Raw genomic sequence first — 14219 nt, 5'->3', positions numbered from 1 at the left:
GTGATGACAGCCTCCATCCAGGGATATTGCGACCCGGAATTCGCCGCAGTGCGCGAGGTGTTCGAAGCGAACTTTCGCGAGCGCGGCGAACGCGGGGCCGCGGTCGCGGTGTTTCGTGATGGCGTGCAGCGTGTCGACCTCTGGGGCGGCTGGGCGGACAAGGCGCAGACCCGGCCCTGGGCGCAGGACACCATCGTCTGCATGATGTCGGTGGGCAAGGGCATGGCGGCCTTGTGCCTTTGGATGCTCGCCGATCGCGGCGTGCTCGATATGGATCGCCCGGTGGCGCATTACTGGCCCGAGTTCGCTGGCGGCGGCAAGGCGGCGATAACCGTGCGCACCTTGATCACCGGCAAGGCGGGCCTGTTGTTCGCCGATTCCGCGCCCGATGGCGCTGGGCTCGACTGGGAGGCGATGATCCACGCCTATGAACAGCAGTTTCCCGAATGGGAGCCCGGCACCGATCATGGCTATCACAGCTTCAGTGCGGGATATCTGCTGGGCGAACTGGTCCGCCGAATCGACGGTCGCCGGCTCGAACGCTTTTTCGACGAGGAGGTGGCCCAGCCGCTTGGCGTCGATTACGGCTATGGCACGCGCGGTGCGCCCGACACGCGGGTGGCCGACATCATTCCCAATCCCGACAGCCACACCTTCGTCCAGACGCGTGACCGCACCACCAAGCTGGGCCGGGCATGGAAGCAGCGTCCGCCATCGGACGATCCCTATAACGACGTCGCCTATCGCGAAGGCGTGATGCCGTCGAGCAACGGGCACGGCAATGCCCGATCGGTGGCGAAGGTCTACGCCGCGCTGGCTTGCGGTGGCACGCTGGATGGTGTCCGGCTGGTTTCGCCGCCAACGATCGACGCGATGCGCAACCAGTCCTGGTTCGGTACCTGTGCGATGACCGACCGGGTGTTCCGCTATGGCCACGGCTTCTTCCTCAACGAGCCGAACATGTCGCCGATGGGCAGCAATCCCGGTAGCTTCGGCCATCCCGGCGCAGGCGGCGCACTCGGCTTTGCCGACCCGGAAAACCGGATATCGTTCGGATACAGTCCCTCATTCATGTGCGCCGGCGGCGGGCTCGGCGAGCGCTGCGCGGCGCTGAGCGCGGCGGTGTACGCATGACCGGTCGTTTCGATGGCAAGGTGGCGCTGGTCACTGGTGGCAGCTCGGGCATAGGCGAGTGCGTTGCGCGCGCGCTGGCCGCCGAAGGCGCCGAGGTTGCAATTCTCGCCAGCTCTTCGCTGGACAAGGCGCACGCGGTCGCAAGTTCGATCGTCGCCGCGGGCGGCAACGCGCGACCCTACAAGGCCGACGTCCGCGACGCTGCCGCGATGGTTGCGCTGATGGCCAGTGTCGAAGCCGATCTTGGCGGGCTCGACCTGCTCGTCAATGCCGCAGGGGTGTTCTACGCGACCCCGGTCGGTGCCACCGATGGCGGTGATGCCGCGCGGATGATCGACATCAATGTCACCGGTTTGTGGAACAGCATCGCGGCGGCAACCCCGCTGATGCAGCGCCGGGGTGGTGGCAGGATCGTCAACTGCGCCTCGACCGCGGCAATGATCGGGATCAACAGCCACTCGCTCTATTGCGCGAGCAAGGCCGCGGTGGTGATGATGACCCGCGCGCTGACCGCAGAGCTCGCCCCGATGAACATCGCGATCAACGCGGTCGCTCCAGGCAACACCGCGACTCCGATGAACGAGGACGTCCGCAACAATGCCGAGGCGATCGCCGCGATGCAGGCGATGACGCCGAGCGGGGTCGCGTTCAGCGATGCCGATGCGATCGCTGGCGTCATCCTGTTCCTGCTCTCGAACGAGGCGCGTGCGGTGCACGGCGCGACATGGCTCGCCGACGAAGGCATTTCGGCGGCGATCGGCTGATGCATCCGGCATCGCCCCGTCTGGTGCAGCCATCGTCGGTTACAGGAGGATGGTACCCGTGGTACGTCGCCGGGCTGCTGGCGATGGCGCATCTGGTGTCGTTCGTCGACCGCTTCGTGCTCAGCCTGGTGATGGAGCCATTGAAGCTCGATCTGGGCATCTCGGACACCGAACTCGGATTGCTTCAGGGCACCGGCTTCGTGATCCTCTACGTCGTCGTCGCGGTGCCGCTCGGGCGGATGGCCGATCAGGTCAACCGGCGCAATCTCATCGTCATCGGCATCGTGCTATGGAGCATCGCGACCGCCTTGTGCGGGCTGGCCGACAGCTTCGGCTCACTGTTCCTCGCACGGCTTGGGGTGGGCTTTGGCGAAGCCGCTTTGGTGCCTGCCGCGATGTCGCTGCTTGCCACCTATTTCCCCAAGGAAAAGCTCGGCCGCGCGGTCTCGCTGTTCACCACCGGAGCATCGCTCGGCAAGAGCGCCGCGATGATCGGCGGTGGCGCGGTGCTGGCGCTGCTGGTGGCGCAGGGCGGGCTGACCCTGCCGATGGTAGGAACGCTTCAGCCATGGCAGGGCACGTTCGTCTTCATGGCGCTGCCCGGGCTGGCGCTGGCGCTGATCATTGCGCTGACCTTGCGCGAACCCAAGCGGGTGCAGGTCGCCGATCCGCTCGCCAAGCCAGGCTTTGGTCCGGCGATCGCGCATGCCAGGGCCCATCGCAGCGCCTATATGCCGCACGTCGCCGCATCGGTTGCGGTCGTGCTGCTGATCCAGACCATCGCTGCGTGGAGCGCGACTTTCTACGTGCGGCTGTTCGACATGACTCCGTCGCAGGCGGGCCTGCTGGTCGGCAGCGTCATCCTGGTAGCAGCGCCTCTGGGTCATCTCAGCGGAGGCTGGCTGACCGACCGGTTCGCGCGAAGCGGTGCGCCGTCTCCGGCCGCACCGGTCATCACGATCGGCCTGCTCGGCGCGGTCCCGACCATGCTCGTGTTCGCCTTGAGCCGCGATATCGCCACTTCGGTCGTCGCTTATGGCCTGCTCAATTTCTCGCTGACATTGGGATCGCCCGCCTCGCTCGCAGGCGTGCAGATGCTTACTCCACCCGCGATGCGCGGGGTGGTGACCTCGGTGTTCCTCGCCATCGTGACGCTCGTGGGCATCGGACTGGGCCCTCCCTTGGTCGGCGCGATCACCGATTTCGTCTTTGCCAATCCCGACAAGCTCAACCTCTCGTTGCTCGCGATGGTTCTCGTCGTTGCCAGCTTTGGCGCGACGATGGCGATGGCCAGTCGCACGGCCTTCGGCCGGACGATGCGCGCGCTCGAATAGTCACGCGCGGCACCTGCCGCCGCCCTGAACCTTCTAGACACAATTGGAGCCAATCGATGAAGCATACCGGTAAGGCGATCATCACCTGTGCAGTCACGGGATCGATCCACACGCCCAGCATGTCACCCTATCTGCCGGTCACGCCCGACGAGATAGCCGAGCAGGCGATCGAGGCGGTCGAGGCGGGGGCGGCGGTGCTGCACCTGCACGCGCGCGATCCGATCGACGGAAGGCCATCCCCCGATCCTGCGCTGTACATGCAGTTCCTGCCGCGGATCAAACAGCAGACCGATGCGATCATCAACATCACCACCGGCGGCGCCCCGGGGTTCAGCGAGGACGACCGCATGGCCGGGCCGCTGGCCGCGAGCCCCGAGATGACCTCGCTCAACATGGGATCGATGAACTTCGGCTTCTGGCCGCTCGCCGACAAGTTCGACTGGAAGCACGAGTGGGAACGCGAGCTTATGCTGGGCTCCAAGCGCTTCCCAGCCAACCACAATTTCGCGCTGATCGAACGGATCATGACCGAGCTGGGCGAGGGCCATGGCACCCGCTTTGAGTATGAATGCTACGATATCGGCCATCTCTACAGCGTGAAGCACTTTGCCGACCTCGGCCTGATCAAGCCGCCGTTCCTGATCCAGGGCATCTTCGGCATCCTGGGCGGGCTGGGCGCGGAACTGGAGAACTTCTTCCTGATGAAGCAGACCGCTGACCGGCTGTTCGGCGATGATTACATCATGTCGTGCTTTGCCGTCGGCCGCCCGCAGATGAAGTTTCTGGCGCAATGTGCGCTGGTCGGCGGCAGCGTCCGCGTCGGGCTGGAAGACAGCCTGTACATCGGCAAGGGCGAGCTCGCCGTCAGCAACGCGCAGCAGGTGCGCAAGGTGCGCCAGATCCTCGATGCGCTCGACATCCCGATCGCCACCCCCGAAGAGGCGCGAGAGATCCTGGGCACCAAGGGCGGGGACAGGGTGGCTTTCTGATGCGCTTTGCAACCGATACCGGCGGGACGTTCACCGACCTTGTCGTCGAGGAAGACGATGGTACGATCACGCTGCACAAGGCGGCGACCACCCCGTCGGACCCGGTGGCCGGCGTGCTCGACGCGCTGCGCGTCGCGGCCGATGCACGCGGGCTGACGCTGGCCGACCTGCTCGCGCGCGGCGACAGCTTCATCCATGGCACCACGCATGCGATCAACGCGATCATCCAGGGGCGCACTGCGCGCACCGCATTGATCGTCACGGCCGGGCACCGCGACATGCTGCTGTTCCGTGAGGGCGGCAGGGCCGAGCCGTTCAACCACGCGCACGCCTATCCGCAGCCATACGTGCCGCGCGCACTCACCTTCGAGGTGCCCGAGCGGATCATGGCGGGCGGCAAGGTGCTGACCGCGCTCGACGAGGCCGCGACCGAACAGGTGCTCGAGGCGATCGCGCAGGCCGATGTTGAAGCGATCGCGGTCGCGCTGTTGTGGTCGACGGTCAACCCGGTGCACGAAAGCCGCATCGGCGCAATGATCGCTGCGCGCTTTCCGGGCACGCCCTTCAGCCTGTCGCACAGCGTCAACCCGACGCTGCGCGAGTTTCGCCGCGCGTCGTCTGCGGCGATCGATGCGTCGCTCAAGCCCCTGATGGGCGCGTATCTCGGCAGCCTCGAAGCGCGGTTGGCCGAAGCCGGGTTTGCTGGACGCGTGATGGTGCTGACCAGCGCGGGCGGCATGGTCGATGCGCGCGAGGTGGCTGCGCAACCGATCTCGGCAATCAATTCCGGCCCGTCGATGGCCCCTGTGGCGGGGCGTCACTACGCCTTGCGCGAGGGCGGTTTCGACAATGCGATCATCGCCGATACCGGCGGCACCACCTACGACATCTCGATCATCGCCGACGGCCGCGTCGCGATGACCCGCGATCTGTGGATCGGCGAGCCGTATCGTGGGCATCTGGCGGGCTATCCTTCGGTCGAGGTGAAAAGCGTCGGCGCGGGCGGGGGCAGCATCGCGCGCGTCGATGCCTCGGGCCTGCTGCATGTCGGCCCGCAAAGCGCAGGCGCGATGCCGGGCCCGGTCTGCTACCAGCGCGGTGCAACCCTGCCCACGGTCACCGATGCGTGCGTGGTACTGGGCTATCTGGACCCTGATTTTTTCCTTGGCGGCAAGATGCAGCTCGATGCTGAAGGCGCGCGCCGCGCGATCAAGGAGCACATTGCCGCGCCGCTTGGAGTTTCCATCGAGGATGCCGCGTGGTCGATCGTCGACCTGGCCACCGAAGCGATGGTGCAGGCCATCCAGGACCTCGTCGTCAACCAGGGCATCGACCCGGCCAGGGCGGTCTTGATCGGCGGGGGCGGGGCGGCGGGTCTCAACTCGACCTTCATCGCGCGGCGCCTGGGTTGCCCGCGGCTGCTGATCCCCGAGACCGGCGCAGCGATGAGCGCGGCAGGTGCGATGATGTCCGACATCACTGCCGAGTTCGCTGCCACCGTCCACAGCAGCACCGCGCGGTTCGACAGCGACGCGGTCGGCGCTGCGGTGGCCGGGCTGGCAGCGCGCGCTGCCCAATTCATTGCGGGGTCGGGCAGGCCGGGCGAGACGCATTTCATCGCCGAGGCCCGCTACGAAGGCCAGGCATGGGAGATCGACGTGCCGCTGCCGGACATCGACTTTGCCAGCGACCGCGCAATCGCGGATTTCCGCAAGCGCTTCGAGGCAGAGCATCTGCGGCTGTTCACGATCGTCGATCCGGCATCGGACATCGAACTGATCGGCCTGCGCGCGCGCGTGCAATGTTCGGCGCGCGACGGCGCATCGGACTTCAGGCTCGCGATGCACCAGGCCGAGCGGCGCGAGGCGGGCACGCGCGAGGTGTATTTTGCTGGCAGCGGCTGGTGCAGCACCGCGGTCTGGCGGCTCGAGGCGATTGCGGCCGATCTCAAGATCGTCGGCCCGGCGATCATCGAATCCGATTTCACCACCATCGTCGTCGATCCGGCGTCGTGCTTCTGGCGCTCGGCGCCGGGGGCCATCTTGATCGAGGAGCGCTCGCAATGACTTCGCCCAGCTTCAACGGCGCGCAAATGGCGGTGCTGCGCAGCCGTCTCGATGGCGTGGTGCGCGCGATGTCGAACACCTTGCTGCGCACCGGGCGATCGGGCGTGCTCAACCGTGCGCGCGATTTCTCGTGCTGCATCCTGACCCGCGATGGCGAGCTCATCACCGCCGCCGACAGCCTGCCGATCCACGTGCTGTCCGGGCCAGATCTGATGGTCAAGTCGGTGAAAGACTTCCACCCGGTCCAGAAGCCGGGCGATGCCTTCCTGCACAATTCGCCTTATCACGGCTGCTCGCACCCCGCCGACCTCTCTGTGATCGCACCGGTTTTCGATCCCCAGGGGCGGCACCGGTTCACCCTGCTTGCCAAGGCGCACCAGGCCGATATCGGCAACTCGCAGCCCACGACCTATATGGGCGAGGCGACCGACGTCTATAACGAGGGCGCGCTGATCTTCCCGGCCGTGCAGGTGCAGCGCGACTGGCAGGACATCGACGACATCATCCGCATGTGCAAGGTGCGCATCCGCGTGCCGCATCAGTGGCACGGCGATTACCTCTCGACCGTCGGTGCAGTCCGCGTCGGCGAGCGCAACCTGACCGCCCTGGCCGAGGACATCGGCTGGGACCGGCTCGAAGCGTTCGCCGGGAAGTGGTTCGACTATTCGGAGGCGCGCATGGCCGAGGCGATCGCGGCATTGCCCGCAGGCCAGGTCAGCGGCAGCTCGACGCACGATCCGTTCCCCGGGCTTCCCGCCGAGGGGGTCAAGATCACCTCGCACATCACTGTCGATCCGGCAGCGGGCCGGGTGACGGTGGACCTTGCCGACAATCCCGATTGCATGCCCTGCGGCATGAACCTTTCCGAAGCCTGCGCGCGCACCGCCGCGATGATCGGGGTGTTCAACAGCATCGACTATCAGGTACCCAAGAATGCAGGCTCGTTCCGGCGGATCGACGTACGTTTGCGCGAAGGGTGCATCGCGGGCATCCCGATCCATCCGTTCTCGTGCTCGGCAGCCACCACCAACATCGCCGACCGCGTCGCCAACTCGGTGCAGACCGCGCTCGCCGGGCTGCAGGATGGCATCGGCATGGCCGAAGTGGGCGCGGTGATCGCGCCTTCGGCTGGCGTGGTCTCGGGCATAGATCCGCGCAGCGGCAAGGCTTTTGTCAATCAGGTGTTTCTGGGCATGAGCGGCGGGGCTGCAAGCCCGGTTGCCGATGCGTGGTGGACGGTGGGGCATGTCGGCAACGCCGGGCTGTGCTGCATCGACGGGGTCGAGCATGCCGAGATCGTCCAGCCCATTCTTGTCCACCGGCGCGCGTTCGTGCCCGATAGCGAGGGCGCGGGCCGCACCAATGGCGCGCCATCGACCGTCATCGAGTTCGGTCCCGTGGGCGGTGCGATCGACATCGGCTATCTGTCCGACGGCCACGTCAACGCGCCGGTGGGCGTGCGTGGCGGTGGATCGGGCGGCGGTGCGGACCAACACATCATCCATGTCGATGGCAGCAGCGAGCGGCTCGCCGCCTGTGCACAGGTGCATGTCGAGGACGGCGAGCGCGTGCTGGCGGTGTCGTGCGGCGGCGGTGGCTACGGATCACCCTTCGAGCGGCCAGCCGAGACGGTGCTGCGCGACATGGCCGAAGGACTGATCAGCGCCGAGCGGGCGCGCAGCATCTACGGGGTCGTCGCGCTGCCGGACGGGCGGCTTGACGGTCTTGCGACACGGCAATTGCGGGAGCACCATTCATGAGCATTCCAGCGACTCCGATCAGGCACGCGGTGGTCACCGCGGGCGCAGCGAACATCGGCCTTGCCATCGCGCACGTCTTTGCCGGCGCGGGCTGGAAGGTCAGCATCTGCGATGTCGATCCGACCGCGCTCGACAGCGCATGTGACGGTCATCCGGGACTTTCGGGATACTGCGTCGACGTTGCCGATCCGGTCGCGGTGGAGGCTTTTGCGGCCTCGATGGGGCCGGTCGACGTGCTGGTGAACAACGCCGGGATCGCAGGGCCGATCGGCGGGATCGAGACCAACGCGCCCGACGAATGGGCGCGCTGCTTTGCGGTCAACGTGCAGGGCGCGTTCCACATGATCCGCGCAGTGGTTCCCGGGATGAAGAACGTCGGCAGCGGCGCGATCATCAACATCTCGACGGCATCGGCGGTCACCGGGCTTCCCGGGCGCACCGCTTATGTCGCATCGAAATGGGCGCTGGAGGGGATGACCCGCAATCTGGCGCGCGAGCTTGGCCCCGATGGCATCCGCGTCAACGCGATCCGCCCCGGTTTCATGGACACCGAACGGATGCGGATGCTGATGGGGCGGGCGGCCGAAGCGCGTGGGCTGACCGTGCCTGAAGTCGAAGCCGAGGCGCTGGGCTTCATCTCGCTGAGGACCAAGATCCAGCCGTCGGAAATCGGCGACATGGCGCTGTTTCTGGCATCGGACGCGGCGCGGCACGTCACCGGGCAAATCATCGGCGTCGATGGCAATTGCGAATGGGAAGGCTGACAGCATGGCACGCATCAAATCGCTGACAATCGAGGAACTTGCCGAGCGCGGAATCGACACCAGCCCGTTTCTCGCCGATTTCGCCGAGCTGCCCGGCAGCATCACCACGCTGGGCTACCGGCCCGATATCCTGCAGGCCACGCTTGGTCTTTGGACAGCGATCATGGGGGCAGGGCGCGTGGCAGCCGATCTCAAGTACATGGCGGGCTATCTCGCCAGCATGGCCGCAGGATGCCAATATTGTTCGGCGCACACCGCAAGCAACGCGGCGCACAGCGGCGCTTCGGTCGAGAAGATCGCGGCGATCTGGGATTATGAGCGCAGCCCGCTGTTCTCGCAAGCCGAACGCGCCGCGCTCTCCTTTGCGGTGCTTGCCGGACAGTCCCCCTCCGGAGTGACCGATGCAGCGATGGCGCAACTGGCCGTGCATTTCGACGAGCAACAGATCGTCGAACTGCTCGCGGTCATCGCGCTCTACGGCTTTTTCAACCGCTGGAACGACAGCCTCGCGACCACGCTCGAAGAGACTCCCCGCCGGTTCGGCGAAGCCCATCTGGCAGGTCAGGGGTGGCAAATCGGCAACCACGCCGGATGAGCTGGCACGGATAGCGCGCGCCGCGATCCTGATCCGACAGCCCTGCGCCACGGCGCTGGTGCGCCCCATGCGGCAATGGCTGTTGCCGCCACGGGCAGAGTAATCTGTGGCAGCCGCGCGTTATTCCCGTATCACCGTCTCCGGGCCTTGCTCTGGAGACACACATGACCGACGCGAATTTCGACATCATCGTTTATGGGGCGACCAGTTTCGTCGGCCAGATTATCACGCGGTACATGCACGGGCAGTTTGCGGACGGGTCGATCAGATGGGCGATTGCCGGGCGCTCGCTGGCCAAGCTGCAGAGCGTCAGCGATGCGATCGGGCTGTCGGGGGTCGAGATGATCGTTGCCGATGCCGCCGACGAGGCCGCGTTGCGGAAGATGTGCGCGCGGACCAGCGTGGTGATGTCCACTGTCGGCCCCTATGCGCTGTACGGCAGCCTGCTGGTGCAGGTCTGCGCCACGAGCGGCACGCATTATTGCGACCTGACCGGCGAGCCGCAATGGATCCGCAAGATGCAGGTGCGACATGAAGCCGACGCCAAGGCAAGTGGTGCGCGGATCGTGCACTGCTGCGGGTTCGATTCGATCCCGTCGGATCTGGGCGTGCATTTTCTCCAGCGGCACGCGCTGCAGCGCTTCGGCCAGCCGTGCGAGAAGATCGCGATGCGGGTCGTCAGCATGAAGGGCGGCGCATCGGGCGGGACCATCGCGAGCATGATCAACATGGTCAAGGAAGCGGTGGGTGATGCCGATCTGCGGCGCGAGCTGAAGGACCCCTACAGCCTTTGCCCGCCGGGGCATGGGTTCTCGGCCCCGCAACGCGAGGTGAAGATCGCCCATGACGAGGCCTCGGGGGGCTGGATCGCGCCGTTCATCATGGAGGCGATCAACGCCCGGGTGGTGCATCGGTCGAATGCGCTGAGCGGCAACAGCTATGGCACCGGCTTTCGCTACGAAGAGGCGGTGGTGACCGGGGCCGGCGCGCGCGGCAAGACGACGGCGCAGGCGACGAGCTGGGGCCTGAATGCCCTGATGCTGGGTCTGGCGGTGCCGCCGGTGCGCTGGCTGCTCGAAACCGCGGTGCTGCCCAAGCCGGGCGAGGGCCCCAGCGAGAAGGCGCAGCTGGAAGGTGGGTTCGATATCGTGTTCCGCGGCACGACCGCCAAGGGCGAGACGATCGCCTGCCGGGTGACGGGGGATCGCGACCCCGGCTACGGATCCACCGCCAAGATGCTGTCACAGGCCGCGGCGTGTCTTGCCCGCGACGTGGCGGACGATGTTCCGGGAGGGTTCTGGACGCCGGCGACATTGCTGGGCGACATGCTGATCGAGCGGCTGCAGGCCGATGCCGGGCTTACGTTCGAGCTGCTGGAATAGAAGGCGGTCCAACCGGCGCGGGGTGCGCGTCGGTCATCGCCGCCAGCCGCTGCGGCAACGCCGAGAGGATCTGCTGCTTGCGGTCATCAGGCGCGCTCGGCCATTCGACGATTTCCGCGATGTCGCGGCCGCAGCCCGCGCAATAGCCGCTATCGGGTTCAATCCGGCAGGTCAGGTTACAGGGTGACTTCACGCCGCGCACAAACCACAACGCCCCCCTGCGCGCAAGCGCACCATTGTGGGAGATGCGCGCAGGCGCACCGGTCCGGGAGACGGACGCGGCGGGATCAGCCGAACTGCACCGCCGATGCGCATTCGGCCTCGAGCAGGCCTGCAAAGGAGCGGGGATCGACCGGGCGGCTCCAGTAATAGCCCTGGCCGCAGTCGAAGCCGATCTTGCGCACGATGTCGGCCACGGCCTTGTGCTCGATCCCCTCGACGACCGTGCGGATGCCCAGACCCTTGGTCATGCGCTGCATGGCCTTGAGCACCTCGATCCGCGGATCGCCCGGGCGCAGGCCGAACACGAAGCTGCGGTCGATCTTCAGCGTCTGGACCTCGATCTGGGTCACGCTGTTGAGGCTGGCAAAGCCGGTGCCGAAATCGTCGAGCGAAATCGCGACGAACATTTCCGACAGCTGCTTGAGCACCTTCAGGTTGAGCGAGCCTTCCTGCAGCGTGATGTTCTCGGTGACCTCGATCTCGAGACATCCGACCGGAAGGCCGCTGCGGTAGAGCGCGCTCTGCACGTCGAGGATGAAGTCGAATGTCGCTACCTGAAGCGGGAAGGCGTTGACCGACACCACGAGGTCCATGCCGAAGCGCTTGTTCCAGTGCGCGATCTGCTGGCAGGCGGTGTCGAGCACCCAGCGCCCCACGCTGCGCGACTGGTCGAGCCCGCACAGCACATCGATGAAGTCGGCGGGCATCAGCAGGCCGCGCGTGGGATGCTGCCAGCGCAGCAGCACCTCGACCTTGACGATGGCGCCGGTGCGCAGATCGACGATCGGCTGATAGGCCAGCACGAAATCGCGGTCCGGGCGCGCGGCGAGCAGATCCTGCGCGATCTCGTGCCGCTGCAGCGCAAGCTTGCGCAGTTCGGAGCTGTAGGTGCAGGTTTTGCCCTTTTCGATCTTGGAGGTCAGCACTGCAAGATCGGCATTGGCGGCAAGCACATCGGCAGTGGTGCCGTCGCGCGGCGCAACCGTGAGCCCCGCGCTCATGTCGATCCGCGTATTCTGGTCGCCCAGGATGAACGGTTCGATCAGCGCAGCGCGCATGGTTTTGATAACCGTGTGCATCGCCTGTTCCGCATCGCTGCCGTTGAGCACGACCGCGAACTCATCGCCGCCGATGCGGTAGATGTCCACGCCATGGGTCCGCACCACAGCCCAGCGTTCGACGATCTGCCGCAGCAGCCGGTCGCCCTCGGTATGGCCGTATTTCTCGTTGACGCTCTTGAACCGCGCCAGGTCGATCATCGCGACGCTGGTTTCGGTCTGGTAGCGCGCGCCGCTGTCTAGCGCCGCCTTGATCGCGAGGTGAAACGCGCGCCGGTTGGGCGCGCCGGTCAGATCGTCGTGCATCACCAGATGGCGCAACTGCGTGACGGCCTCTTCCAGCTCGGTCTTGGTGCGGATGATCTCGCGGTTCGCCGCGGCGCGGGCCAGTATGGTGCCCACTGCGCCTGCCACCGCGATCAGGATGCGCAGCACTTCGGACGAGAACGGGCGCGCCTGGTCGACCTGGTCGAACCCGACGAACCCCATGACCGAACCGTCCCACTGCACCGGTACAAGCAGGATCCCGACAATGCCCTGCATCTCGAGCAGTTCGCGAAGCTCGGGGGCAAGATCGATCGCATCGATCGAGGGAACATGCAGCGGCTCGCCGCGCTCGAAGCCCTCGCGCCACGGCGCAATGATGTCCATCGGCATGTTCTGGAGGACATCGATCATCGGCGCCACGCCGTCGCTGCACCATTCGTGCGTGTTGTCGAGCAGGTCGCCGGCTTTTCGCTGGAACACATAGGCGCGGTCGACGCCGCTCAGGATGCCCATGCCCGACAATATCTTCTCGATCGCCAGATCCGCGTCGCACACATGCGCCGATATCGCATCCGCAAGGATCTCGACCACATGCGCCTGTTGCTCAAAACTCTGCGATATCACGGCCTTCTCCAGCAACCGCGATCACGCCTAGCAAGGGCAGTCTAAGGTTTGGTTAAGCGCGGCATCGGCAGCAGCGGCATGCCGTAGCGTCAGCCCCGGCAGGGCACGCCCGTTTTCGCGGCGAGCGCGATTCGGCTGTCGCGGCGATAGATGTCCGGGCTGAACGCGATCGTGCCGTCGGCAGCGGGCGCGGCGGTGAAATAGGCGAGGTATACCGGGATCGGGTTCGCCAGATCGAAGGTCACCGAATTGCCCGCCTTGACCGCTGCGGCGACCTCGGCGCTGGTCTTGCTGCCTTCGAGCAGCACGGTGGCAAATCCGACCGCATCGTCGATCCGCACGCAGCCATGGCTGAAGGCGCGGGTCTCCCTGGCGAACAGCGCCTTGGTGGGGGTGTCGTGGATATAGACGCTATAGGGATTGGGCATCACCAGCTTCATCTGCCCGAGCGCGTTGCCGGGGCCGGGCTTCTGCCGCCATTGCCCGCCCGTCTGGACATATCCCTGGCTTGCCGCAAAGCGCCCGCCCTTTTCGCGAACGATGCTCACCGGGATGTTCCACCAGGGGTTGAGGTTGACGCCGGTGATCTGGGTCGCGAACACCGGGGTCGGGGTTGCGGTCTTGCCGACAATGACGCGCCATGTCCGGTCGGGCTTGCCTTGCCGCGTCAGCCGCGCCTCGAAGAACGCGGCGTTGACCAGCAGATGGTTCACGCCCAGTTCCCGCGGCATCCAGCGCCAGCGTTCCATGTTGCGGGCGATCACTGCCTTGCGGTCCGGGTCGCTCTCGATGGCATAAGCGGCGCGCAGGGCGGCATAGTCGCGGTGCGCGGGACGCAGGCCGGTGAGGAACCTGGCGAGGCTGTCGCTGGCAAGCGCCTGGTCGAGCCCCTGACCCAGGTCGGTCTGCGCATCGGTATCGGAGATCTGCCAGCCGGCCTTCTGGTTTGCAGGCGAAGCGCCCAGCAGATGCATCGCGGCGAGCTTCAGCGCGAGCGTGCGCGCACTCAGGTCGAGCGCCGGGCCCGGCCCTTCGCGCAGCGCGGCATCGAGCTCTGCGGTGTCCAGAACCGGAAGCGCATCCTGCGGCGCGGCGGCGATCCACTGGCGCAGTTCCTGCGCCTGCGCGATCCGCCAGGACGCCGCATGCGCCGATGCCGAGCCTGCAACCGCCAGCCCTGCCAGCGCCAGGCCGAGCAGCGCCGACCTTGTCATCCGCGATTTTTTCTGCATTCTTGATCCGTCCGTTTGCACTTTGTGC

At 66.3% G+C, this 14219-nt stretch carries 12 protein-coding genes; 9 read left to right on the top strand and 3 right to left on the bottom strand.

Annotated features, from left to right (window positions below):
• The first annotated feature begins 3 nt into the window (after positions 1-3).
• The 9 genes from BSY18_RS09295 to BSY18_RS09255 all read left to right on the top strand — a co-directional run bounded on the left by BSY18_RS09295 (position 4) and on the right by BSY18_RS09255 (position 10788).
• Entirely contained in the window at positions 4-1134 is a 1131-nt protein-coding gene (locus tag BSY18_RS09295) for a serine hydrolase domain-containing protein (protein ID WP_069051831.1), read from the top strand.
• Entirely contained in the window at positions 1131-1898 is a 768-nt protein-coding gene (locus BSY18_RS09290; protein ID WP_069050400.1) for an SDR family NAD(P)-dependent oxidoreductase, read from the top strand. The genes BSY18_RS09295 and BSY18_RS09290 overlap by 4 nt, the downstream gene beginning before the upstream one ends.
• Entirely contained in the window at positions 1859-3232 is a 1374-nt protein-coding gene (locus BSY18_RS09285) for an MFS transporter (protein ID WP_236823496.1), read from the top strand. Before BSY18_RS09290 ends, BSY18_RS09285 begins: the two co-directional genes overlap by 40 nt.
• A gap of 56 nt (positions 3233-3288) precedes the next feature.
• Positions 3289-4221: a 3-keto-5-aminohexanoate cleavage protein gene (locus BSY18_RS09280; protein WP_054135219.1), complete on the top strand. Its 933-nt coding sequence runs from the start codon at positions 3289-3291 to the stop codon at positions 4219-4221.
• Positions 4221-6287: a hydantoinase/oxoprolinase family protein gene (locus BSY18_RS09275; protein WP_069050398.1), complete on the top strand. Its 2067-nt coding sequence runs from the start codon at positions 4221-4223 to the stop codon at positions 6285-6287. Before BSY18_RS09280 ends, BSY18_RS09275 begins: the two co-directional genes overlap by 1 nt.
• The gene (locus tag BSY18_RS09270; protein WP_069050397.1) at positions 6284-8047 is read left to right on the top strand and encodes a hydantoinase B/oxoprolinase family protein; all 1764 of its coding nucleotides are present in this window, start codon (positions 6284-6286) and stop codon (positions 8045-8047) included. Before BSY18_RS09275 ends, BSY18_RS09270 begins: the two co-directional genes overlap by 4 nt.
• On the top strand, positions 8044-8811 hold the full coding sequence (locus tag BSY18_RS09265; protein WP_069050396.1) for an SDR family oxidoreductase: 768 nt from the start codon (positions 8044-8046) through the stop codon (positions 8809-8811). The genes BSY18_RS09270 and BSY18_RS09265 overlap by 4 nt, the downstream gene beginning before the upstream one ends.
• A gap of 4 nt (positions 8812-8815) precedes the next feature.
• Positions 8816-9406 carry a carboxymuconolactone decarboxylase family protein gene (locus BSY18_RS09260; protein ID WP_054135215.1) on the top strand — a complete coding sequence of 197 codons (591 nt, stop codon included), beginning with the start codon at positions 8816-8818 and terminating at the stop codon, positions 9404-9406.
• A 164-nt stretch (positions 9407-9570) separates the two neighbouring features.
• Entirely contained in the window at positions 9571-10788 is a 1218-nt protein-coding gene (locus BSY18_RS09255) for a saccharopine dehydrogenase family protein (RefSeq protein ID WP_069050395.1), read from the top strand.
• Here the strand turns inward: BSY18_RS09255 and BSY18_RS20620 are convergent.
• The 3 genes from BSY18_RS20620 to BSY18_RS09245 all read right to left on the bottom strand — a co-directional run bounded on the left by BSY18_RS20620 (position 10766) and on the right by BSY18_RS09245 (position 14191).
• Complete coding sequence (locus tag BSY18_RS20620) at positions 10766-10981, bottom strand: DUF1289 domain-containing protein (RefSeq protein ID WP_082382325.1); 216 nt, start codon at positions 10979-10981, stop codon at positions 10766-10768. The genes BSY18_RS09255 and BSY18_RS20620 overlap by 23 nt on opposite strands.
• Before the next feature lie 94 nt (positions 10982-11075).
• The gene (locus BSY18_RS09250; protein ID WP_150126247.1) at positions 11076-12959 is read right to left on the bottom strand and encodes a putative bifunctional diguanylate cyclase/phosphodiesterase; all 1884 of its coding nucleotides are present in this window, start codon (positions 12957-12959) and stop codon (positions 11076-11078) included.
• An 89-nt stretch (positions 12960-13048) separates the two neighbouring features.
• Positions 13049-14191: a L,D-transpeptidase family protein gene (locus BSY18_RS09245; RefSeq protein WP_150126246.1), complete on the bottom strand. Its 1143-nt coding sequence runs from the start codon at positions 14189-14191 to the stop codon at positions 13049-13051.
• Between the last annotated feature and the right edge of the window lie 28 nt (positions 14192-14219).

Source organism: Blastomonas sp. RAC04, from assembly GCF_001713435.1.
In the GTDB taxonomy this organism is placed as follows: domain Bacteria; phylum Pseudomonadota; class Alphaproteobacteria; order Sphingomonadales; family Sphingomonadaceae; genus Blastomonas; species Blastomonas fulva.
The sequence above is the reverse complement of the archived record's forward strand: the minus strand, read 5'-3'. Positions and strand labels throughout refer to the sequence as shown.